The organism is Pseudomonas sp. Z1-12 (assembly GCF_051132015.1).
Taxonomy (GTDB): domain Bacteria; phylum Pseudomonadota; class Gammaproteobacteria; order Pseudomonadales; family Pseudomonadaceae; genus Aquipseudomonas; species Aquipseudomonas zanjanensis.
The window spans coordinates 5,746,612-5,772,435 of sequence record NZ_CP071647.1 but is presented as its reverse complement, the minus strand read 5'-3'; the positions used below and the strand labels follow the sequence as shown (position 1 = coordinate 5,772,435).

Here is a 25,824-nt window from a genome sequence, read left to right as displayed (position 1 = left end):
TCGCGCTCAAGCGGGAGCAAGCTCCCTCGCCACAATGATTCCTACCGGGTCTTAGTGATGGGAGCGAGGATTGAAGTCTTCGCTGAACAACTCATCCTCGGCGTCCGGGGCCACGGGGATCTTGTGTTCTTCCGACGCCCAGGCGCCCAGGTCGATCAGTTTGCAGCGGTCGGAACAGAACGGCCGGAATTTGCTCTCCGGGCTCCATTCCACGGGTGCGCCACAGGTTGGACAATCGACGGTTGGGGTTTGGCTCATGATTGGCCTCCACGCAAAGTAAGGTAAAAGTGATGCAGGCGCTCGACCTCGCTGTGCAGCCAGGTGAGGTCGCGGTCGTTGACCACCACGTCGTCGGCATGGCTCAGGCGGTCCTGGCGGCTGGATTGGGCCTTGAGGATCGCTTGGACCTGCTGCTCGCTGGTCTGGTCGCGCTGTAGGGTACGTTCGATCTGCAGTTGTTCTGGCGCGTCGATCACCAGGATCCGCTGGGTCATGGCGTACTGGCCTGACTCGATCAGCAGCGGCGACACCAGGATCGCGTAGGGCGATTGTGCCTGGGCCAGGTGATGGGCGATTTCCTCGGCGATCAACGGATGCAGCAGTGCTTCGAGCCAGCGGCGTTCCTCGGCCTGCTCGAAAATCAGCTTGCGCAGCGCCGCCCGATCCAGGGCGCCGTCGGCCTGTAATACGCCAGGGCCGAAGTGTTCGGCGATTTTTGCCAGCGCCGGGCGCCCGGGCTCGACCACCCAACGTGCGGCGTGATCGGCGTCGATGGCGTGCACACCCAGGTCGATAAAATGCTGGGCCGCCGCGCTCTTGCCGCTGCCGATGCCACCGGTCAGGCCGAGGATCCAGGGTTTTTCCAGGGGGTTATTCATAAAAGATCGACATTAGAAACCGACAGACTGCCAGTAGAAGTCGGTTATTTGACCACCCCAGAGCAAGGCAATCCAGCCGGCAATGGCCAGATAAGGCCCAAAGGGGATTTGTGTCGACCCGGGAGCGTCACGCAGGCGCAGCACAATGACCCCGATAACGGCGCCCACCAGCGACGACAAGAGCAGCGTCAGCGGCAGGATCTGCCAACCGCCCCAGGCGCCCAGCATTGCCAGCAGCTTGAAGTCCCCGTAGCCCATGCCCTCCTTGCCGGTGATCAGCTTGAACACCCAGAACACTGACCACAGCGCCAGGTAGCCGGCCACCGCGCCCCACATCGCTTGGTCCAAGGGAACGAACAGGCCGAAGCTGTTGACGATCAAGCCCAGCCACAACAACGGCAGCACCAAGGTATCAGGTAGCAATTGATGCTCGGCGTCGATCAGGCTCATGCCCAGCAGGCCCCAGGTCAACACCATCACCATGCCGGCCTGCCAGCCAAAGCCGAAATGCCAGGCGACGAATGCCGACAACGCGCCGCAGGCCACTTCGGTCAGGGGGTAACGCTTGCCAATGGGCGCGGCGCAGCTCGAACAGCGGCCGCGCAACATCACGTAGCTGAGCACGGGGATGTTTTCCCAGGCGCGGATGCGATGGTCGCAGTGCGGGCACTGGGAGTGGGGCAACATCAGGTTATAGACCGGGCCCGGGGCCTCAGCCGGCAGGCCCAGCAGATCGTGGGCTTGCAGGCGCCATTCGCGGTCGAGCATCTTCGGCAGGCGCCACACCAGCACGTTGAGGAAGCTGCCGATGATCAGGCCGAGCAATGCCGCAACGAGCACGAAAGCCAGGGGGTACAGCACGAAAAATTCGCTCAAGGGCATGTCAGATCGCAGAGCCGAGTTGAAAGATGGGCAAGTACATGGCAACCACCAGGCCACCGACGACGATCCCCAGGATCACCATGATGAAGGGTTCCATCAGGCTGGTGAGGTTGTCCACCAGATTGTCCACTTCGGCCTCATAAAAGCTCGCGACCTTGTCGAGCATGTCGTCCAGCGCGCCGGATTCCTCGCCGATGGCGGTCATCTGGATGGCCAGGTTCGGAAAGATCCCCGACGCGCGCATGGAAAAATTCAACTGCATGCCGGTGGAGACGTCCTGGCGGATGCGCTGCACGGCGCGCTTGAATACCACGTTGCCGGTGGCGCCCGACACCGAATCGAGGGCTTCGACCAGCGGCACGCCGGCGGCGAAGGTGGTCGAGAGCGTGCGGGCAAAGCGAGCCACCGCGGACTTGTACATCAAGGTGCCGATCAAGGGGAGCTTGAGTAGCCATTTGTCCCGCCAGTCACGAAACGCCTGGGACCGCTTGAGGGCATATTTCACCCCGAAAAACGCCCCCGCCAAACCGCCCAGCAGCATCCACCACCACTCCTGCATGAACTCCGACAGGCCGATGACCATCACTGTGAAGGCCGGCAGCTGCGCACCGAACCCGGAGAAGACCGATTCGAACTGCGGCACCACCTTGACCAGCAGGATGCCCGTGACCACCGCTGCGACGAGTATCACCGCCGTCGGGTAGGTCATGGCTTTCTTGATCTTGGCCTTGAGGGCTTCGCTCTTTTCCTTGTAGGTCGCGACCCGGTCCAGCAGCGTATCCAGGGCACCGGCCTGTTCGCCGGCGTCCACCAGGTTGCAGTACAGCTCGTCGAAATACTGCGGGCATTTGCGCAGCGAGGCGGCGAAGCTATTGCCGGCGGCAACTTCCTGCTTCACCGTATCCACCAGTTTACGCATGTTGGGGTTGTCGAAGCCTTCGCCGATGATGTCGAACGCTTGCAGCAGCGGTACGCCAGCCTTGAGCATCGTGGCCATCTGGCGGGTGAAGAGGGCGATGTCCAGCGGCTTGATGCGCTTGCCCTTGCTGAATATCGAGGTGGATTTCTTGCGGACCTTCTCCGGGTTGATGCCTTGCTTGCGCAGTTGTGCCTTGACCAGGGCCGGGCTCTGGCCCGTCAGCTCACCGGTCATTTTCGTGCCTTTGCGGTCCTTGCCTTCCCACGTGTACACATCGGTTTTGACTGCCTTGACCGCCATGTTCAATCCTTGGTGACCCGGTTGATTTCTTCGAGGCTGGTGACGCCCTGCATCACTTTGAGCAGCCCCGATGCGCGCAGGTCATTGAAGCCGTCGTTGCGCATCTGCAGATCGATTTCCAGCGAGTTGCCCTCGGCCATGATCAACCGTTGCAGCTCGGGCGTGTTCTTGACCACTTCATAAACCCCCACGCGCCCTTTGTAACCGTGGTTGCACTGTTCGCAACCGACCGGCTCATAGATCGTGAATGTGCCGATGCGTTCCCGAGGGAAACCTTCCTTGAGCAAGGCTTCCTCGGGAACCTCGATGGCCTTCTTGCAGTGGTTGCACAGCTTGCGCGCCAGCCGCTGGGCGATGATCAAGTGTACGGCGGTGGCGATGTTGAACCCCGGAATGCCCATGTTCTGCAAGCGGATCAAGGTTTCGGCGGCGCTGTTGGTGTGCAGGGTGGATAGCACCAGGTGCCCGGTCTGGGCGGCCTTGATGGCGATCTCGGCGGTTTCCAGGTCGCGGATCTCGCCGACCATGATCACGTCCGGGTCCTGGCGCAGGAACGAGCGCAGGGCCTGGGCGAAGTCCAGCCCCTGGCGCGGGTTCACGTTGACCTGGTTGATGCCTTCCATGTTGATCTCCACCGGGTCTTCGGCGGTGGAAATGTTGATGTCCACGGTGTTGAGGATATTCAGCCCGGTGTACAGCGACACGGTCTTGCCCGAGCCGGTCGGGCCGGTGACCAGGATCAGTCCTTGCGGTTGCTTGAGGGCGGCCATGTACAGGTCTTTCTGGTCCGGCTCGTAGCCCAGGGCATCGATGCCCATCTGCGCGCTGGACGGATCGAGGATCCGGATCACCACTTTTTCGCCCCAGAGCGTGGGCAGGGTGTTGACCCGGAAGTCGATGGACTTGGTTTTCGACAGGCGCATTTTCAGCCGGCCGTCCTGGGGTTTGCGTCGCTCGGAAATATCCAGGCTGGCCATGACCTTGAGGCGGGCGGCGATGCGGGTCGCCAATTGGATCGGCGGCTTGGCCACTTCCCGCAGCATGCCGTCGGTGCGCACCCGCACCCGGTAGGTTTTTTCGTAGGGCTCGAAATGCAGGTCGGAAGAGCCGCCCTTGATCGCGTCCAGCAACATCTTGTTGACGAAGCGCACCACGGGCGCGTCATCGGTGTCTTGGGTGCCGATGGAGTCCTGCTTGGTGTCGTCGATCGATTCGATGTCCAGGCCATCGAGGTCGACATCGCCCATGCCTTCCAGGCCGGTGCTACTGGACTCGAAGAATTTTTCGATGGCGTCGCTGAGCTTGTCGTCCTCCACCAGGATGGCTTCGGTGGTCAGGCCGGTGCTGAACTGGATGTCGTTGATGGCCTGGTGATTGGTAGGGTCGGAGATGCCCACGTACAGCTTGTTGCCACGCCGCCACAGCGGCAGGGCGTGGTGCTGGCGCACCAGTTTTTCGCTGACCAGGCCGGTGGGTTGGGCTTCCTTGTCCAGGCTGTTGAGGTCCAGCAGGGCCACGCCAAAATGCTCCGAGGCGATTTCCGCGATCTGGCGGCTCTGGACCAGTTTGTTCTGCACCAGGTAGCTGACCAGGGGGATGCGGCTGCGTTGGGCCTGTTGATACGCCTGTTGCGCACTTTGCTCGGTAAGCAGTTCGGCCAGCACCAATTGCTTGGTCAGGCCGCTGAGGGCGATGTCATTCATGGGGATACCGGACGCGGACAGTTCATGACTTATAGCCTAGTCAAGCATCGACGCCAAACCAGCGGGCCAGGGTGACAAAAAACGTCAGATAGTGCGGTTGTTGAGGTAGGACGCCGCCGTTGTGCGGGATCGACACCCTTTATTGATGGGGCTTGAGGGTTGGCATGTGCCCTGCAATGGCGATTTCAGGTCATGAGATTTCGACTCATGCATGGGAGATGTCTATGAATAAGCAAAAGGGCTTTACGCTGATCGAGCTGCTGATCGTCGTGGCGATCATCGGCATTCTGGCGACGTTTGCGTTGCCGCAGTATTCCAGATATCAGGCGCGGGCGAAGGTGACGGCGGGGCTGGCGGAAATCACTTCATTCAAGGTGCCGTACGAGGACAACATGAATCGAGGCGTCGACCCTACGGCCGCCAACATGGGCGTCACCTCACCTACCAGTAATTGCACAATCACCATTACAGGCACAGCGGCGGCCGGAACGGGCACGATTGTATGCGCCCTTGTGAATGCGCCTGCCGCCGTTCAAGGTAGGACAATCACGCACTCTCGTGCAGCGGATGGTGCCTGGACTTGCACGTCTACTGCTCTTCAAGAGTTCTTGCCGGCTGGTTGTGACGGTGCGTAGCAATCCCGGTTGACTCGGCCCCGGTTAAACACCGGGGCTTTTTATTGGAACTGGAAATGCTCGGGAATTCAGGGATTTAGAGATTGGACGAAACCCGCAACTTGCATGTCGAAAATCGGCGGGTCATGCATTTTGCATGATCAAGAAAATTGTCGCTTCGCTTAACCTGCTGATTCATAAGCAATTCATAAATGTTTCAAAACTGGCACAGCCTTCGCACTACTCCTGTTAACCCTGCCGGGATTCATCTCCGGCGGTTTCTGAGAAAAACAGGAGTTACTCGTATGAAGAAGTTCGCTATCACTGCCGCCGCTGCTACCGCTCTGACCCTGACCATGGCTAGCGCATTCGCCGAGACCACTCAAGCAACTCAGGCGCCAATGATGCTGGCTGCAGGCGAAGTGACAGAGGCCAAAGAGGACGTTTCCGATACCTGGATCACCACCAAGGTCAAAGCTGACCTGGTCACTGAAAAAGGCATTCCAGGCACTGATATCAAAGTCGAAACCAACAACGGTGTTGTGTCCTTATCTTCGATGAACAAAGTCACTGAATCACAAAAAGACACCGCCGTGGCAATCGCCAAGAAAATCAAGGGCGTCAAGGACGTATCGGCTGACGGCCTGAAGGCCGAGTAAGGCCAAGACTTCTCGCCTGGACTGGGAGAAGGCACGGCAAGCGGGCTGAGTCATACGCTTGCCGTTGCTTTGGAGTTCATGCGAAAGGCCATAGGGATGTGGCCATTACAGGCCTCCGGCATTCGTGTCGGGGGCCTGTTCTATTTTGGAGAGGGGGCAGTGCGTGGCAGCCGGGAACCGGGTTGCCTTCATCGCGAGCAAGCTCGCTCCCACACTGGATCGCATTGAAATCGGGCCCCTGTGGGAGCGAGCTTGCTCGCGATGGCGGCGGCACGACCAACACACATGACTGCTAGTTGTGTAGTCGCCCGGTCACCGCCCCCGCTTGCTGGTGATCTCCACCAGCCGATTTCCCTCGAAACGCAGGTACTGATACATGCCGTTGTTGGGGCCGTAGGTCAATTCTTCCACCGGGTATTCTTCCCGGCGATTGACGCTGCGTTTGTAGCCCAAGTCATCCCGCGCCGCCGGCTGTCCGCACTTCTGCAGCACTTCGCTCAAGCGGTCGCCGACGCTGATCAACTGGTTGCCGCAGCGCAGCGTGGTGGCCGCCGATGCCTGGCCGGCGGCGAGCAATAGACCCAGGCCGAGCCCGTACCAGGGTTTCATCTTATTCGGCATCCAGATGCATAGGCGTGACCACCCGGCCATCGCTTTCGGCCTGGCCGAGGCTGGCGTCGATGAAATACACGCGGTCGTCGGCCAACTGGCCTTTGTCCACCAGGAAATCCTTGATGCTGCTGGCCCGTTCCTGCCCCAGTTGGCGCAACAGCACGTCGCTGCCGCTCCAGAACTTGATCACGCCTTCGCGCAGTTTCTCGATGCGCGCCGTTTTATCCAGTTGCGTCCATTCGGCCGGCGGCTGGGTCTTGAGGCGCGTGCGGTAGATGCCTTCGAGCAGCGGTGCCTTTTCATCCTCGGGCACCTCTATCAGCGAAGCCTGGGCCGGAACCTTGTCACCCCGACGCTGGAGCATCTTGTAGTAGTTGTACTGGTATTCGCGCTCCAGGCGCTGGGCCGCGAGTAATGGCCCGTCGCTGCTTTCGGCGGCGGTACCCTCGATCTCCAGGCGCAGTTCCGGCCGTTTGGCCAAGGCTTCGGAGAGTTTGAGCAGCGTGCCTTCGTTATCCTTGCTCAGATCGCTGGAGCCCGGCGCAAATGCGACGCTGCCCAGGTCTTCCGAACCGCCGCCGGCCACCAGTCCACCAATGAGCTTGAACGGCGCCTGGGCCGCGCGAACCACCAGGTTGCGCAGGGTCTGCCAGACGATCGGCATGACGCTGAATTGTGGATCGTTGAGGTTGCCGCTGACCGGCAGTTCGATGGAGATCTTGCCCTCGGAGTCCTTGAGCAACGCGATGGCCAGTTTCAGCGGCAGGCTCACGGCGTCCGGGCTGTCGACTTTTTCCCCCAGCTGCAATTGCTCGACCACCACCTTGTTGTCCGCCTGGAGCTGGCCCTTGGTGATGCGGTAATGCAGGTCGAGATTGAGTCGACCCTTGCGGATACGATAGCCCGCAAACTTGCCGGAGTAGGGCGTCAGGGTGGTCAGTTCGACCCGCTTGAAGCTGGTGGCGATGTCGAGGCTGGCCATCGGATCGAAAGGGTTTACTGCTCCCTTGATGGTGACCGGCGCGTAACGATCGACCTTGCCCTTGATGTCCACGCTGGCCGGTTTGGCCTGGCGGCTGTCGATGGTGCCGATCTGGCCATTGAGTTGCTGGATGGCCGTGGCGAAGTTGGGTGTCAGGCTGAAATCGGCGAAGTTGGCCGAACCGTCGTTGATGGCGACGCCGCCGATGTGGATACCCAGCGGTTTTTCCTGGGCCGCCGGTTTGGCTGCGGTGTTCTTCGCGCCACTGTCGGCCGGTTGCGGGATCAGCAGGTCATCGACGTTGGTGGTGCGGTCGTCATTGATCATGAACCGCGCGTAGGGCTGGAACAGGTTGACCTTGTCGATGGACAGGCTGTCGCCGTGCTGGTAGTTGAGGCCTTCGAGGACCAGCTTCTGCCACTTGAGGAAATCACGGGTCTTGAGGGTGTCGAGGGTGTGCAACTGGTCGACCTGGGCGGTGCCGGTGACCGCAAAGGCCAGCGGTTCGGTGCTCTTGAGGTCGACCGCCAGGTCGCTGCCGAGCATCCCGGAGCGCAGCTCCAGGCGAATGAACGGGTTGATGTACGCCTGGGCGACGCGCAGGTCGATGTCCTGGGTCTTGACCTTGAGCCTGGCGCTGATCGGGTTGAGGTTGACCTCGCCGTCGGCCAGGATCTTGCCCTGTTTGCCCAGCCCGGTGTCGAGCTTGAGGGTAAAGGGCGAGCCGTTGAGGGTGTCGTAGTTCTGCAGGTCGAGGTTCAGTGGGCCGACTTCCAGTGCCACGGCAGGCTGCGCCTGGCGGTCGGCCAGGTGCACGTGGTAGTCGCGCAGTTGCACGTCCTTCAACAGCACCTGCCACGGTTTGCTCGGTGGTGCCGGTTCAGGTTTTGGCGAGTCGGCTGCCGCCGGGGCGGATGCCGGTTCAGCCTTGACCTGCGGTTTGGCCGGCTGGCTGGCGAAGAGTTTCTGCCAGTCCAGCTGCCCGTCTGCCTCGCGAGCGGCCCAGGTTTCCAGCTTCTGGCTGCGGATCTTGCCCACCACCACTTGCTGCTTGGCCAGGTCTACCGTGGTTTCGCTGACATCCAGGCGCTCGAGTTTCACCAATGGACGGCCATCGGGGGCCTTGATGGCGAAGGGCGCGACACTGACCGCGACATTGTTGAGCAGCAGTTCGGTGCCTTTGGCCAGGTTGAGCTTGTAGTCGGTGCTGAGGTTCAGGACGCCGTTTTCCAGCACCAGCGGTACGGCGTCGCGCACGTAGGGCCACCAGGCTTTCATCTGGCCACCAGTGACCTTGAGCGTACCCTGGGAAGCAATTGGCGAGAGGCTGAAATTGCCCGTCCAGTCGATCTGCCCGCCCTCGGGGCCGGCGGCCACCAAGGTCATGTCGGCGTTGTCGTCGGGCAGGGTGCTGAGGTTCTTCAGCTCGAAATCGAGGGTGTCGTACAGGAACTCGATGGGCTCGCTGGGGCGCAGGTCCTGGAAATGCACGTAACCGCCAGCCAACTTGATTCGATCGACCCGCAGCGGGAACGGTTTGGCCTCGGGATCGGCAGGCGTCGGTTCGCTGGCTGGCAACTTGAACAGGCCCAGTAGGTTCAACTGACCGTCCTTAGTGAACACGACTTCGGTCTTGGGCTTGTCCAGCTCGATGTTCACCAGATGGAGGGCCCCGGACCACAGGCTGTCGAGTTGCAAATTGGCGTACAGCCGTTCGAAGCCGACTTGCTCTTTGCCCGGTTCGCCGATGTTCAAGCCCCAGAGGGTGACTTCAAGGCTGAAGGGATTGAGTTCGATGCGCTGGATCTGGGCCGGTACTGTCGCAAGGGCGGCCAATTGCTGGTTGGCGATGCGCAAGGCGATGCCTGGCAGAATCAGGAAACCCAACAGACTGTAGAGGGCCAGTGCGGTCAACAGGGCGCCGATAGCGCGAATCAATCCTTTGGGCATGTGCGGCTTCATCTAGGTGTGAATTCGGAGTGCCTTGGAGTATGGCATGCGTTTACGGTTCCGAAGCCACTGTGATTTATGAGATTTATCTGGTTTCCCTGTGAGAATTCAATCCGGGGCCTAGAGCTGGAGGATCAGCGTCTTGAGCGGCGGTTGCTGATCCAGGGAGGGGAAATCGCTGCCTGGGGTCAGCACGCTCCAGTCGCGCACCGGACGGCCGGCTTTTTCCGCACAACGCAACACCTGCTCGCGCCAGTCATCCATGGGCACTTTTGCCAGGTTGTTGCAGCAGATCAGCACACCATTGTCAGCGGTGGTGAGCAGCGCCGGTTTCAGCAGGCTTTGGTAGTCGCGCAACAGATCGACGGTGCCGAACGCACTTTTGGCCCAGGCCGGTGGGTCGAGTAGCACCAGGTCGTACTGGCGTTGCTCCAGGCGCACATAGCTGGGCAGTTTTTGCCCGCGACGCTGGCTGATGGGCAGGCCGGCCAGTTGGCGAATCGCCGGGAAGTAATCCGACTGCACGAATTCCATGGGCTGCAAATCGGGGTTGAGCAGGCCGTTTTCACGGCCCACCGCCAGGTTGCCTTCGGCGAAGTCCAGATTGCATACTTCACGCGCGCCACCCGCGGCGGCGCTCAGGCCGACGCCGCAGGTGTAGGCAAACAGGTTCAACACGCTTTTGCCGCGGCTGTGGGCCTTGACCCAGCCCCGGGCGTTGCGCAGGTCGAGGAACAGCAGTGGATCCTGCCCGGCATGCCGGCCGCGGACACGATAATTCAAGCCCCACTCATGCCCGACCAAATCTTGCAGGGCGGCTTCGTCCGCCTGATAGACGGTGTCCTGGCGGTCGATGCGGGAATTGCCCCGGGCGCGGTCGTTGTAGACCAACAGGGTCTCCAGGCCCAGGCGTTCGTTGACGATGCCGTGCAATTGCAGCAGGTCGTCCCGTTCCAGCGACTGGTGGAAGCTCTGCACCAGCAGTTGCGGGCCATAGCGGTCGATGGTCAGGCCGGGCGCGCCTTCCTGGCTGCCATGGAACAGGCGATAGCAGTCGGTGCCTTGCTGGTGCAGTTGGCCGAGCAGTTCCAGGCGTTGGTCGAGGGCGGCGCGCAGCGCCTGATTCAAGGAAGACATGCCGGGCGCGCCTTAGAGAAATGAGGCGCGGGAGTTTAGCAGTTATGAAGGATCGGGTTTGAGGTTGCACAAGGTTACGAGCTAGACACCGTCCTGTGGCGAGGGAGCTTGCTCCCGCTGGGCTGCGCAGCGGCCCTATGATTTTTGGGAGTGCTACGCACTGGAGCGCCAGCCCGGTCCAGCGGGAGCAAGCTCCCTCGCCACAGGTTCTTGTGTTTGGCCTAGCGATTCAGGCGTTTGTCGATCAACCCCTCCACCACGCTTGGATCGGCCAGGGTCGAGGTGTCGCCAAGGCTGTCGAGTTCGTTGCAGGCGATCTTGCGCAGGATGCGCCGCATGATCTTGCCCGAGCGGGTCTTGGGCAACGCCGGCGCCCACTGGATCAGCTCCGGCTTGGCGAAGCTGCCGATTTCCTTGCTGACGTGAGCCAACAATTCCTTCTTCAGCTCATCGCTGGCCTCCACACCGTTCATCGGCGTGACAAACGCATAGATGCCCTGGCCCTTGAGGTCGTGGGGGTAACCGACCACGGCGGCTTCGGCGATGCTGTCATGCAGTACCAGGGCGCTTTCCACCTCGGCGGTGCCAATGCGATGCCCGGAGACGTTGATCACATCGTCGATACGCCCGGTGATCCAGTAGTCGCCGTCTTCGTCGCGGCGCGCGCCGTCGCCAGTGAAGTAATAACCCGGGTAGGGCTTGAAGTAGGTGTCGACCATGCGTTGATGATCGCCGTAGACGCTGCGAATCTGCCCCGGCCAACTGGATTTGATCGCCAGCACACCGCTGCCGGCACCGTTGATTTCCTTGCCCACCTCATCCAGCAAGACCGGTTGCACGCCGAACATCGGCCGTGTGGCGCAGCCTGGCTTGAGCCGTGGGGCACTGACCAACGGGCTGAGCATGATGCCGCCGGTTTCGGTCTGCCACCAAGTATCGACAATCGGGCAGCGCTGTTCGCCGACCACGTTGAAATACCATTCCCACGCCTCCGGGTTGATCGGCTCGCCGACGCTGCCGAGCAATCGCAGGCTTTTGCGGGACGTTTCCTGCAACGGTCCGGCTCCTTCCCGCATCAACGCGCGCAGGGCGGTCGGCGCGGTGTAGAAGATATTGACCTGATGCTTGTCGATCACTTGCCAGAAACGCGAACTGGTGGGGTGGCTCGGCACGCCCTCGAAGATCAGCGTGGTGGCGCCGTTCGCCAGCGGGCCATAGACGATGTAGCTGTGGCCGGTGACCCAGCCGACGTCGGCGGTGCACCAGAACACCTCGTTGTCGCGGTAGTCGAGCACGTACTTGAACGTCATCGCCGCTTGCAGCAGATAGCCGCCGGTGGTGTGCAGCACGCCCTTGGGCTTGCCGGTACTGCCTGAGGTGTAGAGGATGAACAGCGGGTCTTCGGCGTCCATCGGTTCGGGCGGGCAATCGTCGCTGATGTCGTGCATGGCCTGGTGATACCAGAGGTCACGACCTTCCACCCAGTCCACTTCGCCCTGGGTGCGCTCGACCACCAGCACGGTGCTGACGTTCGGGCAGCTTTCCAGGGCCTTGTCGACGTTGCGCTTGAGCGGTATGAAGCGCCCGCCGCGCACCCCTTCGTCAGCGGTGATCACGGTGCGGCAATCGGCGTCGAGAATCCGGTCGCGCAGGGAGTCCGGCGAGAAGCCGCCGAACACCACCGAATGCACCGCGCCGATGCGGGTGCAGGCGAGCATGGCGTAGGCGGCCTCGGGGATCATCGGCATGTAGATGCAGACCCGGTCGCCTTTCTTCACGCCACGGCTTTTCAGCACGTTGGCCAGGCGGCAGACATGATTGTGGAGTTTCTTGTAGGTGATTTGCGCCGATTCGGCAGGGTCGTCGCCTTCCCAGATGATCGCGATCTGGTCGCCCCGTGTGTCCAGGTGACGGTCGATGCAATTGGCGCTGACGTTCAGCTTGCCGCCGGCGAACCAGGTCGCGTCGCCATTTTTGAGGTCATAGCGCTGGACGGTTTGCCAGGGCGTCATCCAGTCGAGAAAGCGCGTGGCCTGCTCGGCCCAGAAGGCGCTGGGGTGTTCGATGGATTCTTGGTAGAGCCGCTTGTACTCGTCCTGACTCAGTTGCGCAGCCCGGCGGACGGCATCGGCGTGGGGGTACTGGCTGATATCGAACATGACGGTTCCTTATTCTTGTTTTGCGACAAGATATAAAGATGCGCCCAGTAGCCTGAGGGTTCAAGTCACACACAAAGCAACTGTGACAAAGCAACTGTGGGAGCGAGCTTGCTCGCGATAGCGGTGTGCCAGCCCGTTAATAGCAACTGACACACCGCCATCGCGAGCAAGTTCGCTCCCACAGGGAGCAGCGGTGAGCTGTCGGAGCGGGGATACGATCAGCCGCGATGACGCCCGCGGAAGTAGTTGATCAAGCCTTGGGTCGAGGCGTCTTCGGCCGGGTTTTCTTCGCTGCCTACCAGGCGGTTGTAGACGCCCTTGCCCAGTTCCTTGCCCAGCTCCACGCCCCATTGGTCGAAGGCGTTGATGCCCCAGACCACGCTCTGCACGAACACTTTGTGTTCATACAGCGCCACCAGTGCGCCGAGGCGCCGCGGGCTGATGCGTTCGACTACCAGGGTGTTGCTTGGGCGGTTGCCCGGGATCACCTTGTGGGAAGCCAGTTTCTGCACCTCTTCTTCGCTGGCGCCCTTGTCCCGCAGCTCGGCTTCGGCCTCGGCGCGGGTCTTGCCCAGCATCAGTGCCTGGCTCTGGGACAGGCAGTTGGCGTACAGCCACTGGTGATGGTCGGCAACCGGGTTGAAGCTGACGATCGGCACGATGAAGTCGGCCGGGATCAACTGGGTGCCCTGGTGCAGCAACTGGTGGTAGGCGTGCTGACCGTTGCAGCCAACGCCGCCCCAGATGACCGGGCCCGTATCGGTCGACACCGGGGTACCGTCCTGGCGCACGCTCTTGCCGTTGGATTCCATGTCCAACTGCTGCAAATGTTTGGTGATGTTACGCAGGTAGTGGTCGTACGGCAGGATCGCATGGCTCTGCGCGCCCCAGAAGTTGCCGTACCACACGCCCAGCAGCGCCAGCAGCACCGGCATGTTCTGCTCGAATGGGGCGCTCTGGAAATGCTGGTCCATGGAATAGGCGCCGGACAACAATTCCTTGAAGTTCGACATGCCGATGGCCAGGGCGATTGGCAGGCCGATGGCCGACCACAGCGAGTAGCGCCCGCCGACCCAGTCCCACATCGGGAAGATGTTTTCTTCACGGATGCCGAAGGCCACGGCGGCGGCATTGTTGCTCGACACGGCGATAAAGTGGCGATACAGCTCCGCTTCGGAACCACCCTGGGCCAGGTACCAGGCGCGGGCGGCCTGGGCGTTCTTCAGGGTTTCGAGGGTGTTGAACGATTTCGACGAGACGATGAACAGCGTGGTTTCGGCGCGCAGTTTCATGGTCAGTTCGTGGAACTCGCTGCCGTCGATGTTCGCCAGGTAGTGGCAGCGAACGCCTTTGTGCGTGTAGGACAACAGCGCTTCGGACACCAACTGCGGGCCGAGGAAGGAACCACCGATACCGATATTCACCACGTCGGTGATGGGCTTTTCGGTGTAGCCGCGCCACAGGCCGTCGTGAATGCGGCCGACCAGGTCAGTGATCTGGTTCAGCACTTTGTGCACGTCCGGCATCACGTTGACGCCGTTGACCAGCAATTTGTCCCCCACCGGCCGACGCAGGGCGGTGTGCAGGGCAGGGCGGTTTTCCGAGGCGTTGACGATTTCGCCTTCGAACAGCGCCTTGATCGCGCCCCTGAGGTCGACTTCGTTGGCCAGGCCTACCAGCAGGTCGCGGGTCTGGGCGTTGATCAGGTTTTTCGAGTAGTCGAGAAACAGACCGCAGCTCGACAGGGTGAATTGTGTGAAACGCTGCGGATCGGCATTGAACGCTTCGCGCATGCTGAAATCCTGCATGGCTTTGCGGTGGTCATTCAGCGCTTGCCAGGCTGGCAGAGCGGTCACGTCATGAGGGGTTCGGTAATACGCCATCGCTGCGGGTTTCCTTTTTACTTGAACGACCTTTTGTACACGAAAAATTCCGGCGCGGCTCGAGGTGGGCGTCCGGACACTGCATCGACACGATCGCCGGACACAGGGCGACTACAGTAAACCTCGCGTTGCGATCTGTCTTGACTTTGTCTGACCGGTTCCCGGTACTTTTTTATACATCGAGGATGGGAAGGGGCCGACAGATGGAAACGCGGTGGCTTTGAAGATCAACTGTGGGAGCGAGCTTGCTCGCGATAGCAGTGTGTCAGTTGGCGTTTGTTTCAACGGGTACACCGCTATCGCGAGCAAGCTCGCTCCCACAGGGGTTTGTGATGTTCAGGCGGGCGTGTCGAGATCCAGATGCAGGTTGTCGATCAGGCGCGTGGTGCCCAGGAAGGCGGCGACCAGAATCACCAGGTCGCGGTCCTCGCTCGACGCCGGACGCAAGGTCTTGGCGTGACGGATTTCCAGATAGTCGGGACGCAGGCCGGCGGCTTCGAGTTGCTTGAGCTGCGTGCCGATCAGCGCCGGGAAATCCCGCTGACCCTGCTTGATCGCCTCGGCGATCTGGTTCAGGGCGCGATAGACCACGGGCGCGACGGCGCGTTGGTCCGGGCTGAGGAAACCGTTGCGGGACGACAGCGCCAAGCCGTCTTCGGCGCGAACGGTCGGCTCGCCGATGATCTGGATCGGCATGTTCAGGTCATGGACCAGGGCGCGGATCACCGCCAGTTGCTGGAAATCTTTCTGGCCAAACACCGCCAGGTCAGGCTGGACCATATTGAACAGTTTGCTGACCACCGTCGCCACACCCTCGAAATGCCCGGGACGGCTGGCGCCGCACAAGCCTTCGGACAATTGCGGAACGCTGACCCGGGTTTGTCCGGCCATGCCGTCGGGGTACATCTCTTCGACGCTGGGGGCGAACAGCAAGTGGCAGCCGGCCTGGAGCAGTTTTTCCTGGTCGGCCGCCAGGGTGCGGGGGTATTTGTCCAAATCTTCGCCGGCGCCGAATTGCAGCGGGTTGACGAAAATGCTCGCCACCACGAAGTCGGCCCGTTGCGCAGCCTTGGTGACCAACGCCACATGCCCGCTGTGCAGGTTGCCCATGGTCGGCACGAAGGCAATGCGCTTGCCTTCGCCGCGGGCGCGGGCCACGGCGGCCCGCAGTTCGCGTACGGTTTTGACGGTGTTCATGCAGAAAACCCGTGTTCGGTGCCCGGGAAGGTCGCGGCCTTGACTTCAGCGACGTAGGCACTCAAGGCGCCGTGGATAGAAGTTTGCCCAGCCATGAAGTTCTTGACGAACTTGGGCACGCGTCCGGTGATCGATAATCCGAGCATGTCGTGCAGCACCAGTACCTGGCCGTCGGTAGCGCTGCCGGCGCCGATTCCGATCACTGGAATCTTCACCGCCTGGGTGATTTCTTCAGCCAGTTCGCTGGGCACGCATTCGAGCAGCAACATCGCCGCGCCCGCCTGCTCCAGGGCAATCGCATCGGCGCGCATCTGCCGCGCCTGGTTCTCATTGCGGCCCTGGACCTTGTAGCCGCCGAGGATATTCACCGCTTGGGGGGTCAGGCCCAGGTGCGCGCACACGGGGATGCCTCGCTCGGCCAGTAGCCGAATCGAATCGGCCAGCCACAACGCGCCTTCGACCTTGACCATGTGGGCACCGGCCTGCATCAGCATGGCGCTGTTGGTCATGGTTTGCTCGAGGGTGGCGTAGGCCATGAACGGCAGGTCGGCGAGGATCAACGCATCGGTGTTACCACGTTTGACGGCGGCCACATGGTAGGCCATCTCGGCGGTGGTCACCGGCAGCGTGCTGTCGTGACCTTGCAGCACCATGCCGAGGGAATCGCCCACCAGCAGCACTTCGACACCGGCCTCATTGCAGGCGTGGGCGAAGGTTGCGTCATAGCAGGTCAGCATGGTGATTTTTTCACCTTTTTGCTTGAGACCTTGCAGCGTGGTCAGGGTAATAGCTGGCATGAAAAAGTCCTCATTAGGCGCTCGAATTCAGGCGCACCTTCTATGCGTGGTGCTTGTAAGGCCTGGATTACGCCCATTAGCGCCGCGTTGGCGGCGACGGGACGCCTATAGTCGTGAGGAGCACTCGGGAAGTCAATTGGATGTGTTACCGCCGGGTGTTACCGGGGTGACTGATGCGTTTCAGCGTAGGGGCGTGTTCCGAATCTGACTGCTGGGTCCCGGATCCTGTGGGAGCGAGCTTGCTCGCGATAGCGGTGTGTCAGTCATCCTGGACGCTGGATGTGACGACGCCATCGCGAGCAAGCTCGCTCCCACAGGGGGTGGTGTTCGTCAGATTGGTGGCAAGCGTTCCAGGCCGACGAATGGGCACGCCGCAAGGAGATCCTTGAGCAGGCGCCCATCGGCCAGGCGCAGGTCGGCGGGGGCCAGTTCGGCCAGCGGGTAGAGCACAAAGGCCCGGGCCTGCATGTGGTAGTGGGGAACCTTGAGGCGTGGCTCGTCGATCAGGCGATCGCCGAACAGCAGGATGTCCAGGTCCAAGGTGCGCGGCCCCCAGCGTTCGAGACGTTCGCGACCCTGTCCGGTTTCGATGGCTTGCAGCGCATCGAGCAGGTCCAGCGGTGCCAGGCGGCTGTCCAGCGCTGCCACCGCGTTGGTGTAGCGCGGCTGGCCGGGGAGCAGGGAATCGCTTTGATAAAACGCCGAGACACCTACCATTTGCGTGTCAGGCAACTGCGCCAGCGCCTGGACGGCGCTGCGCAATTGTTCGGCGGGTTCGGCGAGGTTGCTGCCCATGCCGATGTAGATGCGTTCCATCGATTATTCGCCCGAAGCGCTCGGTTCACTGGCCCGTTTACGCTTGGCACCGCTGCTGCGACGACGCTTGCGTGGGCCGCTGGCGCCATCATCCTTGCCGCTGAGCTCGCGAATCATGTCGCGACGCTCGCTGTCGTTGGCGTCCTGGTAATCGGTCCACCATTCGCCCAGGCCATCGGTCTGCTCGCCTGCGCTTTCACGCAGCAGGAGGAAGTCGTAGCCGGCGCGGAACCGCGGGTTGTCCAGCAGCAGGTCGGCACGTTTGCCGCTGCGCCGTGGCAGGCGCTCCTGCATGTCCCAAATCTCGCGGATCGGCATCGTGAAGCGTTTTGGAATGGCGATGCGCTGGCACTGTTCGGCGATCAGTTCGTGGGCGGCTTCCTGCATCGCCGGGATCGGCGGCATGCCACGGTCTTGCAGGCGCAGCACCCGGGCCGGCAGGGCAGGCCAGAGCAGGGCGGCGAACAGGAACGCCGGTGTTACCGGCTTGTTCTGCTTGATGCGCAGGTCGGTGTTGATCAGTGCTTCGCTGATCAAGGTGTGGGTATAGGTCGGATTGTGCTCCAGGGCCTCGGCACTGGCGGGGAACAGCGGATCGAACAACTGCAAGTCCACCAGCATCTCGAAGGTATCTGCCGCGTTGCCCGACAGGAACAGCTTGAGCACTTCCTCGAACAGACGGGCCGAGGGGATTTCTCGCAACATCGGCGCCAGTTCGCGAATCGGCATGGCACTGTGTTTTTCGATGCCGAAATCCAGCTTGGCGGCAAAACGCACGGCCCGCAGCATCCGCACCGGGTCTTCCTGGTAGCGTTGCTTGGGATCGCCGATCAGGCGGATCAGGCGATTGCGGATGTCGTGTACGCCGTTGGCGTAATCGAGGATGCGTTCGCTGACCGGATCGTAATACAGGGCGTTGATGGTGAAGTCGCGGCGTTGCGCGTCTTCTTCCAGCGTGCCGTAGACGTTGTCGCGCAGGATGCGCCCGCTCTCGTTGCGGGAAGACTGGTTGCTGTCTTCCTCTTCATCGCTCTGCGGGTGATTGGCCCGGAAAGTCGCCACTTCGATGATTTCGCGGCCGAAATGGATATGGACCAGCTTGAAGCGCCGGCCAATGATCCGGGCGTTGCGAAACTCGGCCCTTATCTGTTCCGGCGTGGCGCTGGTGGCAACGTCGAAATCCTTGGGAGTGATGTTGAGCAGCATGTCGCGCACGCAGCCGCCGACCAGGTAAGCCTGGTAGCCGGCGTTCTGCAAACGTTCGACGATGTTCACCGCATAACGGCTGAACTGGGCCTTTTGCAGTGAATGCTGGCCGCTGTTGAGCACTTCAGGCGTGCTGCGAATATGTTGCGTACGACGCAAGGGAGAACGGAATGACTGGAACAGCTTCTTCAGCATGGGATGCACTGTTTGAAGGAATGTTCGGCCAAAAACGAAGAATGACCGCATGATGGGCGGGGATTCTAGCATTTAGTCGAGGGATGGTGTAGGACAGAGGAGTTTTGGGCTGCAAGCTTTCAGCGAAAGGCGTGTAGGCGGCGGGGAAGGCGGAATGACAGAAACCACAAGGGGAGCCAAAGCTCCCCCAGAATTAGTTGCGTGCTCTGTTTTTATTATTGGTTTCGGGCTTCTTGTTTTTGTTGAGTGCCCGCGCCACGAGGTTTTCCCTTCGTGACCCTCCCAATCGGGAGCCAAGAGCAAACGGATTGCTTTGGTCGCTGTGTTGCAGTGATCAATCGATCCAACCAGTTCAGGCAGCTGTCTTGAGACAGTTTTTATTGTTCTCGGCCTGGTTGCGGGGCAAGCCCCAAATACAACGCCTCTCCAAAAGAATCAGTTAGCTGCGCCTCTCGCCGTCTTGTTTTTATTGTGCGTGAGTCGATTCGTCTTATTTTTATTGTCTTTTGCATTGCTTGTTATTGTTCTTGTACCAAAGCTATAGCAGGGTGCGTGCCAACTTTTGCGAGACCCAGCGAAACCGGGGGTTATAGGGTTATAGCCATTTTTCCGAGGCGAAAAAAAGCCGGGGTTTCGTTACCGTAAGCCCCGGCTTCTGTTACGTGAAAAAGACTGGGGTAACAGTTTTTTCACATTCAGTGGTGTTACCCCCACACCTCAGCTTTCGCTGGTCGCTCCAGTCTTGCGTCGTGGAATCCCCAGGCGCTGACGACGTTCCCACAGGCACTTGCGGCTGACGCCCAGCTTGCGTGCCAGTTCGGTTTCGGTCATGTGGTCCTGGTGCTCAAGGACGAAGTGCTGGAAGTAATCCTCCAGGGACAGGTCTTCGGTAGGTTCGTGGCTGGTGTTGTTGGCGCCGCCGCCCTGTTGCGGGGCCAGGCCGATGAATTCTTCATCGTCCAGATCACTCAGCTCGATATCGATGCCCAGCAGGTCGGCGGAAATTTCCGGGCTCTCGCACAGGATCACCGCCCGCTCGACCGCGTTTTCCAGCTCTCGAACGTTACCCGGCCAGGCGTAATGACGAATGGCCTGTTCGGCGTCCGGAGCGAACTTGAGGTCGGTGCGGTTGACCCGCGCGCTCTGGCGGGCCAGAAACGCCTGGGCGATTTCATTGACGTCGGCGCCACGCTCGCGCAGGGCAGGGAGCTTCAAGGCGATCACGTGCAAGCGGTAGTACAAGTCTTCGCGGAATTGGCCAATTTTCGCCAGGCTCTTGAGGTCACGGTGGGTGGCCGCGATCAGGCGGACATCGACCTTTTGCGACTGCACCGAGCCGACCCGGCGGATTTCGCCTTCCTGGAGCACCCGCAGCAACCGCGCCTGGGCTTCCAATGGCAGCTCGCCGATTTCATCGAGGAACAACGTACCGCCGTCCGCCGCTTCCACCAGCCCGGCACGCCCGGCGCTGGCGCCGGTGAACGCGCCCTTCTCGTGACCGAACAGTTCGGACTCGATCAGGCTTTCCGGAATCGCCGCGCAGTTCACCGAAATCATCGGTGCCTTGGCCCGGCGCGACAGGTTGTGCAGGGCACGGGCCACCAATTCCTTGCCGGTGCCCGACTCGCCCTGGATCAGGACGTTGGAGTCGGTCGGCGCGACTTTGCGGATCTTGCCGTACAGGTCCTGCATGGGCGGGCAGGAGCCAATGATGCCGATTTCGCCATTATTGTTGCTGGCGCCGGCTTTCGCCGAGGCGCTGGCCTTGCCGACGGGTTCCGCAGGATTGCTGGTGGCCGCCTGTCGATCCCGCAGGATGCGGGCCACGGCCTGGAGCATCTCGTCGTGGTCGAACGGTTTGGCGATGTAGTCCACCGCGCCCATTTTCATGGAGTCGACCGCCGAGCGCAGGCTGGCGTAGCTGGTCATGATCAGCACCGGCGTGCCCTGGCCGAGCTTGATCAGCTCGGTGCCCGGGGCGCCAGGCAGGCGCAGGTCGCTGACGATCAGGTCGAACGTGGGGATGCTGAAACGTTCTTGTGCTTCCTGCACTGAACCGGCTTCGCTGACCTGGTACTGGTTGCGTTCCAGCAGGCGGCGCAAGGCGGAGCGGATAATTGTTTCGTCTTCGACGATCAAAATGTGCGGCATTGATTCGATTCTCTCGACGGTCTCAGTTCACAGCGGACGTCGCTTCGACATGACGCGGCAAGGTCACCCGGATACGGGTGCCGCGTTGGCTCTGAACATCGGCCGGGCTGTCGATGGTGATTTGTCCATAATGCTCTTCAACGATGGAATAGACCAGTGCGAGGCCCAGACCGGTGCCTTCGCCAGGATCCTTGGTGGTGAAGAAAGGTTCGAACAATCGGTCCATGATGTTCTGTGGGATACCGCTGCCTTCGTCTTCGACGATCAGGTCGATCGTGTGTTCGAAAGCTTCGCTCTTGACCCGCACCGCGCTGCCGGCCGGTGAGGCGTCCCGCGCGTTGGAGAGCAGGTTGATCAACACCTGGGCGAGCCGCTGGGGGTCGCCATCGACCCAGTGCTCCGGGTCGCACAGGTTGAAGAATTGCACTTCGAAATTGCGCCGGTTGAGGGCCAGCAGACCAATGGCGTCCTGGGCCACTTCGGCCAGGCAGACAGGTTCGTCATTGTGTTGGTGGCCGCCAGCATGGGCGAAACTCATCAGCGACTGGACGATGCGCGACACGCGCTTGGTCTGTTCGAGGATCTGGCCGCTGATTTCCGTCAGCTCGCCGTCGTCCTCGCGCTCTTCGCGCAGGTTCTGCGCCAGGCAGGCGATGCCGGTGATCGGGTTGCCGATTTCGTGGGCCACCCCGGCGGCCAGCCGACCGATACTTGCCAGCCGTTCGGAGTGGACCAGCTTGTCTTCGAGCATTTGGGTGTCGGTCAGGTCTTCCACCAGCAGCACCAGGCCACTGTTACCCGGCGCCAACGGTTCGTCGATGGCCGCTTTGTGCAGGTTCAGCCAGCGGGTCTGGCCGTCGAGGGCCAGGTGCTGTTTGTGCAAATGCTCGTCCGGCAGGTCGATGAACCCTTGCAACAAGCCTTTCCACGGCTCGCCCAAGGTGCTCAGGCGGGAACCGACCACGCGCTGGGCGGCGATTCCGGTGAGCTCTTCCATGGCCTTGTTCCACATCAGGATTTCCTGGTCCTTGGCCAGGGAGCACACGCCCATCGGCAATTCCTGCAGGGTCTGGCGATGGTAACGGCGCAAGGCGTCCAGTTCGGCGGCCAGGCCGGTGAGGCGCGAGTGGTAATCCTCGAGGCGGCTTTCGATGAAATGGATGTCTTCGGTGACGTAGTTCTCGCCGCCAGCCTTGTAGGGCAGGAACGTCTCGACCATGTCCTGGGCCACGCTGGGGCCCATCAGGCCGGACAGGTTGGCCTCGATCCGGTCCCGCAGGCGACGCAAGGCGTATGGGCGGCGTTCATCGAAAGGCAGGTAGAGATCGCGCAGGGCCTGTTCGACTTCCTTTTGCGCGGCCTTGGCGCCCAAGGGCTTGGCCAGTTGCGTGGCGAACTCCTGGGGTGAGGCGGCGTGCAACTCGCGGCGCTGCGGGCGCCGCACGTTGTCCACGGCGCAGGCCTCGGCGGCGCTGGCTTCTTCGCTGCTGGCGTTGGTGAACAGCGAGATCAGGGTGAACATCAGCACGTTCGCCGCCAGGGAAGCGATGGCCGCCATGTGCCAACTGGTGTCGTCGAGCACGTAGATCATGTTCAGCAGCGGAATATAGAAGCCCTGCAGGTTGCCCATCAGCGGTAACAGCATCGCCACCAGCCACACCAGGATTCCTGCCAGCAGGCCGGCGATGAAGCCGCGGCGGTTGGCGGTCGGCCAATACAGCACCGACAGCACGCCAGGCAGGAACTGCAAAGTGGCGACGAAGGCGACGATGCCCAGGTTGGCCAGGTCCTGCCCGTCACCGAGCATCAGGTAAAAACCGTAGCCGGCCATGATGATCGCGACAATCAGCGCCCGTCGGGTCCACTTCAACCAGCGATAGATGTTGCCTTCGGCCGGCGGCTGGTAGAGCGGCAGCACCAAGTGGTTGAGGGCCATGCCCGACAAGGCCAGCGTGGTGACGATGATCAAGCCGCTGGCCGCCGACAGGCCGCCGACGTAGGCCAATAATGCCAGGGCCTTGCTGTTGGCGGCGATGCCGATGCCGAGGGTGAAATATTCCGGGTTGGTGCTGGCGCCCAGCTTCAGGCCGGCCCAGAGGATCAGCGGCACCGCCAGGCTCATCAACAGCAGGAACAACGGCAGGCCCCAACTGGCGCTCACCAGCGAGCGCGGGTTGAGGTTTTCGGTAAAAGTCATGTGGTACATGTGCGGCATCACGATCGCCGAGGCGAAGAATACCAGCAACAGCGTGCGCCACGGGCCTTCCTGCAAAGGCGTGTGCAGGGCGGCGAGGGCGGTCTGGTTCTGCAGCAGCCAGAGCTCAAGCTGCTGCGGGCCATCGAACACGCCGTACAAGGCATAGAGGCCGACACCGCCGATGGCGATCAGCTTGATCACCGACTCGAAGGCGATCGCAAACACCAGGCCTTCGTGTTTTTCCCGCGTGGCGATGTGCCGGGAGCCGAAGAAGATCGTGAACAGAATGATCAGCGCACAGAAGCTCAACGCCACCCGGTGCTGTACCGGCTCGCGGGTCAGGATGCTGATGGAATCGGCCACGGCCTGGATTTGCAGGGCCAGCAGCGGCAACACCCCGACCAGCATGAAGATCGTAGTCAGCGCTCCGGCCCAAGTGCTGCGAAAGCGAAAGGCGAACAGGTCGGCCAGTGACGACAGTTGGTAGGTGCGGGTGATTTTCAGGATCGGGTAGAGCAACACTGGCGCCAGCAGGAACGCCCCTGACACCCCCAGGTAACTGGAGAGGAAACCATAGCCGTACTGATAGGCCAGCCCGACCGTGCCATAGAACGCCCACGCGCTGGCATAGACACCCAGCGACAGGGTGTAGGTCAGCGGGTGGCGGATGATCGCCCGGGGGATCATGCCTCGTTCGCTGATCCAGGCTACGCCGAACAGCACCGCCAGGTAGGCGGCGCTGATCAGGATCATCTGGGTCAGGCTAAAGCTCATCGGCATCTTTTTGGCTCTGCAGGATGAAGGTCACGACAATCAGGATCAGCCAGAGCAGATACGGCCGATACCAGGCACCCGTGGCATCGATCCACCAATCCATGATGGCCGGGGAGAACAGGTAAATCCCCACTACCAGGAGCAGGACCAAGCGATAGATATACATCCCGGCCTCTCTAATTTATGCGCGTGCCCGAAAACGTGCGGCGATGGTAACGGATGGGCGCCAAGCTGCAAGGGCCGTCAACGTATTTGCGCTTCGGGCAGGCTCAGTGTGCGCGGGATCTTGCCCGCATCCCAGTGGCGAATGCCCCAGGCCAGCAGTTCCCGTGGGCTGGCATCGACCAGTTCGAGGCCCGGTTGCTGGCCCAGTGCTCGCAACGCCCTTAGCAACAGCGGCGTGGCCTGGTCGGCCGCCAGCGGCGGCGAACGGTAGGATTTGCCAAGCTTGTGCCCGTCGGGCTGGGTGATCAGCGGCACGTGCAGGTAACGCGGTTGCGGCAACCCGAGCAGTTCTTGCAGGTAGAGTTGGCGTGGCGTGGAGTCCAGCAGGTCGGCGCCGCGCACGATATCGGTCACCCCTTGCCAGGCGTCGTCCAGGACCACGGCCAGTTGATAAGCGTAGAGCCCGTCGCGGCGGCGGATCACGAAGTCACCGACCTCACGGCCCAGGTGCTGGCGGAACTCGCCTTGGACCCGGTCGGTGAAGTGGTATTCCAGCTCGGGGACGCGCAGGCGGATGGCGGCGTCCTCGGTGCCGTGCCCGGCATTGCGGCACAGTCCCGGATAAATACCCTGGTAGGCCTCCAATTGCTTGCGCGAACAGGTGCAGGCATAGGCCAACCCCTGGCTGAACAGGCGGTTGATGACCTGATCGTAGGCGTCATGGCGTTCGCTCTGGCGAACCATCTCGCCGTCCCATTCGAACCCGTAGCTTTCCAGCGCCTGGAGAATCGCCGCTTGCGCGCCCGGCTCCTCCCGGGGCGGGTCGAGGTCCTCCATGCGCAGCAACCAACGCCCACCCACAGCCCGGGCGTCCAGGTACGAAGCCAGTGCGGCGACCAGCGAACCGAAATGCAAGTGGCCGCTGGGGGTGGGGGCGAAGCGTCCGATGTAGGCAGTCATAGGGCGAATGTTACTGGGTCCGGGCAGGAGGAAAGCAATCTCGACAACAAAGCCTATTCCTTGTGGGGATGCACCAAAGCTTGGGGAAAGCATCGGAAACAAAAAACGGAGCGTATGAACGCTCCGTTTCGGTGACAGCCCCGGCAATTACTTGCCGACCTGTTTTTCCTTGATTTCCGCCAGGGTCTTGCAGTCGACACACATGTCGGCGGTCGGACGCGCCTCCAGACGCTTGACGCCGATCTCGACGCCGCAGGACTCGCACCAACCGTATTCTTCGTCTTCGATCAGTTGCAGGGTCTTGTCGATTTTCTTGATGAGCTTGCGCTCACGGTCACGGGCGCGCAGCTCGAGGCTGAACTCTTCTTCCTGGCTGGCACGGTCGGCCGGGTCGGGGAAGTTGGCCGCTTCGTCTTTCATGTGATCCACGGTGCGGTCGACTTCCTGCATCAAGTCCTGTTTCCACTTGTTCAGGATCTTGGTGAAGTGCGCGCGCATGGGGGCGCCCATGTACTCTTCGCCAGCTTGCGGGACGTACGGCTCAAACCCGCTGAGCGTTTGATTTTGATTTTGCTTTGCTTGGGTGGGCATGAATGGACCGCCTCTACTCTTGTAATCCACTACGCAGGATTGCTCCATCACCGACACCTGCCGGCCCTGCGGCTGCAAGCGGGCGAACTTACCAGAT

Annotated in this window: 21 protein-coding genes; 2 read left to right on the top strand and 19 right to left on the bottom strand. The window is 61.5% G+C overall.

Features of this window, described 5'->3' with window-relative positions; translation table 11 throughout:
* Window positions 1-51: 51 nt before the first annotated feature.
* The 5 genes from yacG to pilB are packed head-to-tail and all read right to left on the bottom strand — an operon-like array spanning window position 52 to window position 4,682.
* Window positions 52-258 (bottom strand): DNA gyrase inhibitor YacG, encoded by a 207-nt coding sequence (gene yacG / locus J3P85_RS25155; RefSeq protein WP_186709040.1) that lies wholly within the window; start codon window positions 256-258, stop codon window positions 52-54.
* Window positions 255-878 (bottom strand): dephospho-CoA kinase, encoded by a 624-nt coding sequence (gene coaE / locus J3P85_RS25150; protein ID WP_434703936.1) that lies wholly within the window; start codon window positions 876-878, stop codon window positions 255-257. The genes yacG and coaE overlap by 4 nt, the downstream gene beginning before the upstream one ends.
* A 12-nt stretch (window positions 879-890) precedes the next feature.
* A complete protein-coding gene (locus tag J3P85_RS25145; protein ID WP_434703935.1) occupies window positions 891-1,760 on the bottom strand; it encodes a prepilin peptidase in 870 nt (289 codons plus the stop codon).
* Between the two features lies 1 nt (window position 1,761).
* A complete protein-coding gene (locus tag J3P85_RS25140; RefSeq protein ID WP_411385656.1) occupies window positions 1,762-2,979 on the bottom strand; it encodes a type II secretion system F family protein in 1,218 nt (405 codons plus the stop codon).
* 2 nt (window positions 2,980-2,981) lie between these two features.
* On the bottom strand, window positions 2,982-4,682 hold the full coding sequence (gene pilB / locus J3P85_RS25135) for a type IV-A pilus assembly ATPase PilB (RefSeq protein ID WP_411385655.1): 1,701 nt from the start codon (window positions 4,680-4,682) through the stop codon (window positions 2,982-2,984).
* Between the two features lie 224 nt (window positions 4,683-4,906).
* On the opposite strand from pilB, the gene J3P85_RS25130 reads away from it, so the two are divergent.
* Together J3P85_RS25130 and J3P85_RS25125 are read left to right on the top strand one after the other, a co-directional pair.
* Complete coding sequence (locus J3P85_RS25130; RefSeq protein WP_434703934.1) at window positions 4,907-5,317, top strand: pilin; 411 nt, start codon at window positions 4,907-4,909, stop codon at window positions 5,315-5,317.
* 284 nt (window positions 5,318-5,601) lie between these two features.
* Window positions 5,602-5,955 (top strand): BON domain-containing protein, encoded by a 354-nt coding sequence (locus tag J3P85_RS25125; RefSeq protein WP_207967178.1) that lies wholly within the window; start codon window positions 5,602-5,604, stop codon window positions 5,953-5,955.
* Between the two features lie 312 nt (window positions 5,956-6,267).
* Here the strand turns inward: J3P85_RS25125 and J3P85_RS25120 are convergent, their stop codons facing one another.
* The 14 genes from J3P85_RS25120 to dksA form a co-directional block, all read right to left on the bottom strand.
* Window positions 6,268-6,564 (bottom strand): DUF2845 domain-containing protein, encoded by a 297-nt coding sequence (locus J3P85_RS25120; RefSeq protein ID WP_186709067.1) that lies wholly within the window; start codon window positions 6,562-6,564, stop codon window positions 6,268-6,270.
* Window position 6,565: 1 nt separating this feature from the next.
* Window positions 6,566-9,499, bottom strand: a complete 2,934-nt coding sequence (locus J3P85_RS25115; protein ID WP_434703933.1) for a DUF748 domain-containing protein — start codon at window positions 9,497-9,499, stop codon at window positions 6,566-6,568.
* A gap of 120 nt (window positions 9,500-9,619) precedes the next feature.
* Window positions 9,620-10,636 (bottom strand): class I SAM-dependent rRNA methyltransferase, encoded by a 1,017-nt coding sequence (locus tag J3P85_RS25110; protein ID WP_411385651.1) that lies wholly within the window; start codon window positions 10,634-10,636, stop codon window positions 9,620-9,622.
* A gap of 221 nt (window positions 10,637-10,857) precedes the next feature.
* Entirely contained in the window at window positions 10,858-12,795 is a 1,938-nt protein-coding gene (gene acs, locus J3P85_RS25105; protein WP_434703932.1) for an acetate--CoA ligase, read from the bottom strand.
* 218 nt (window positions 12,796-13,013) lie between these two features.
* Entirely contained in the window at window positions 13,014-14,678 is a 1,665-nt protein-coding gene (gene pgi, locus J3P85_RS25100; RefSeq protein WP_434703931.1) for a glucose-6-phosphate isomerase, read from the bottom strand.
* Between the two features lie 336 nt (window positions 14,679-15,014).
* Window positions 15,015-15,875, bottom strand: coding sequence for a pantoate--beta-alanine ligase (gene panC / locus J3P85_RS25095; RefSeq protein WP_434703930.1), 861 nt, complete (start codon window positions 15,873-15,875; stop codon window positions 15,015-15,017).
* Complete coding sequence (panB, locus tag J3P85_RS25090) at window positions 15,872-16,672, bottom strand: 3-methyl-2-oxobutanoate hydroxymethyltransferase (RefSeq protein ID WP_411385648.1); 801 nt, start codon at window positions 16,670-16,672, stop codon at window positions 15,872-15,874. Before panB ends, panC begins: the two co-directional genes overlap by 4 nt.
* A gap of 330 nt (window positions 16,673-17,002) precedes the next feature.
* Complete coding sequence (gene folK / locus J3P85_RS25085; RefSeq protein ID WP_434703929.1) at window positions 17,003-17,488, bottom strand: 2-amino-4-hydroxy-6-hydroxymethyldihydropteridine diphosphokinase; 486 nt, start codon at window positions 17,486-17,488, stop codon at window positions 17,003-17,005.
* 3 nt (window positions 17,489-17,491) lie between these two features.
* Complete coding sequence (locus tag J3P85_RS25080) at window positions 17,492-18,889, bottom strand: polynucleotide adenylyltransferase PcnB (protein WP_434703928.1); 1,398 nt, start codon at window positions 18,887-18,889, stop codon at window positions 17,492-17,494.
* A 717-nt stretch (window positions 18,890-19,606) separates the two neighbouring features.
* Complete coding sequence (locus tag J3P85_RS25075) at window positions 19,607-21,040, bottom strand: sigma-54-dependent transcriptional regulator (RefSeq protein WP_186709094.1); 1,434 nt, start codon at window positions 21,038-21,040, stop codon at window positions 19,607-19,609.
* A gap of 22 nt (window positions 21,041-21,062) precedes the next feature.
* Window positions 21,063-24,017 (bottom strand): sensor histidine kinase, encoded by a 2,955-nt coding sequence (locus tag J3P85_RS25070; RefSeq protein ID WP_186709097.1) that lies wholly within the window; start codon window positions 24,015-24,017, stop codon window positions 21,063-21,065.
* Window positions 24,001-24,177 (bottom strand): hypothetical protein, encoded by a 177-nt coding sequence (locus J3P85_RS25065; RefSeq protein ID WP_003176118.1) that lies wholly within the window; start codon window positions 24,175-24,177, stop codon window positions 24,001-24,003. The genes J3P85_RS25070 and J3P85_RS25065 overlap by 17 nt, the downstream gene beginning before the upstream one ends.
* Before the next feature lie 77 nt (window positions 24,178-24,254).
* A complete protein-coding gene (gluQRS, locus tag J3P85_RS25060; protein ID WP_250964584.1) occupies window positions 24,255-25,136 on the bottom strand; it encodes a tRNA glutamyl-Q(34) synthetase GluQRS in 882 nt (293 codons plus the stop codon).
* A 147-nt stretch (window positions 25,137-25,283) separates the two neighbouring features.
* The gene (gene dksA, locus J3P85_RS25055) at window positions 25,284-25,727 is read right to left on the bottom strand and encodes an RNA polymerase-binding protein DksA (protein ID WP_186709115.1); all 444 of its coding nucleotides are present in this window, start codon (window positions 25,725-25,727) and stop codon (window positions 25,284-25,286) included.
* Window positions 25,728-25,824: the final 97 nt, after the last annotated feature.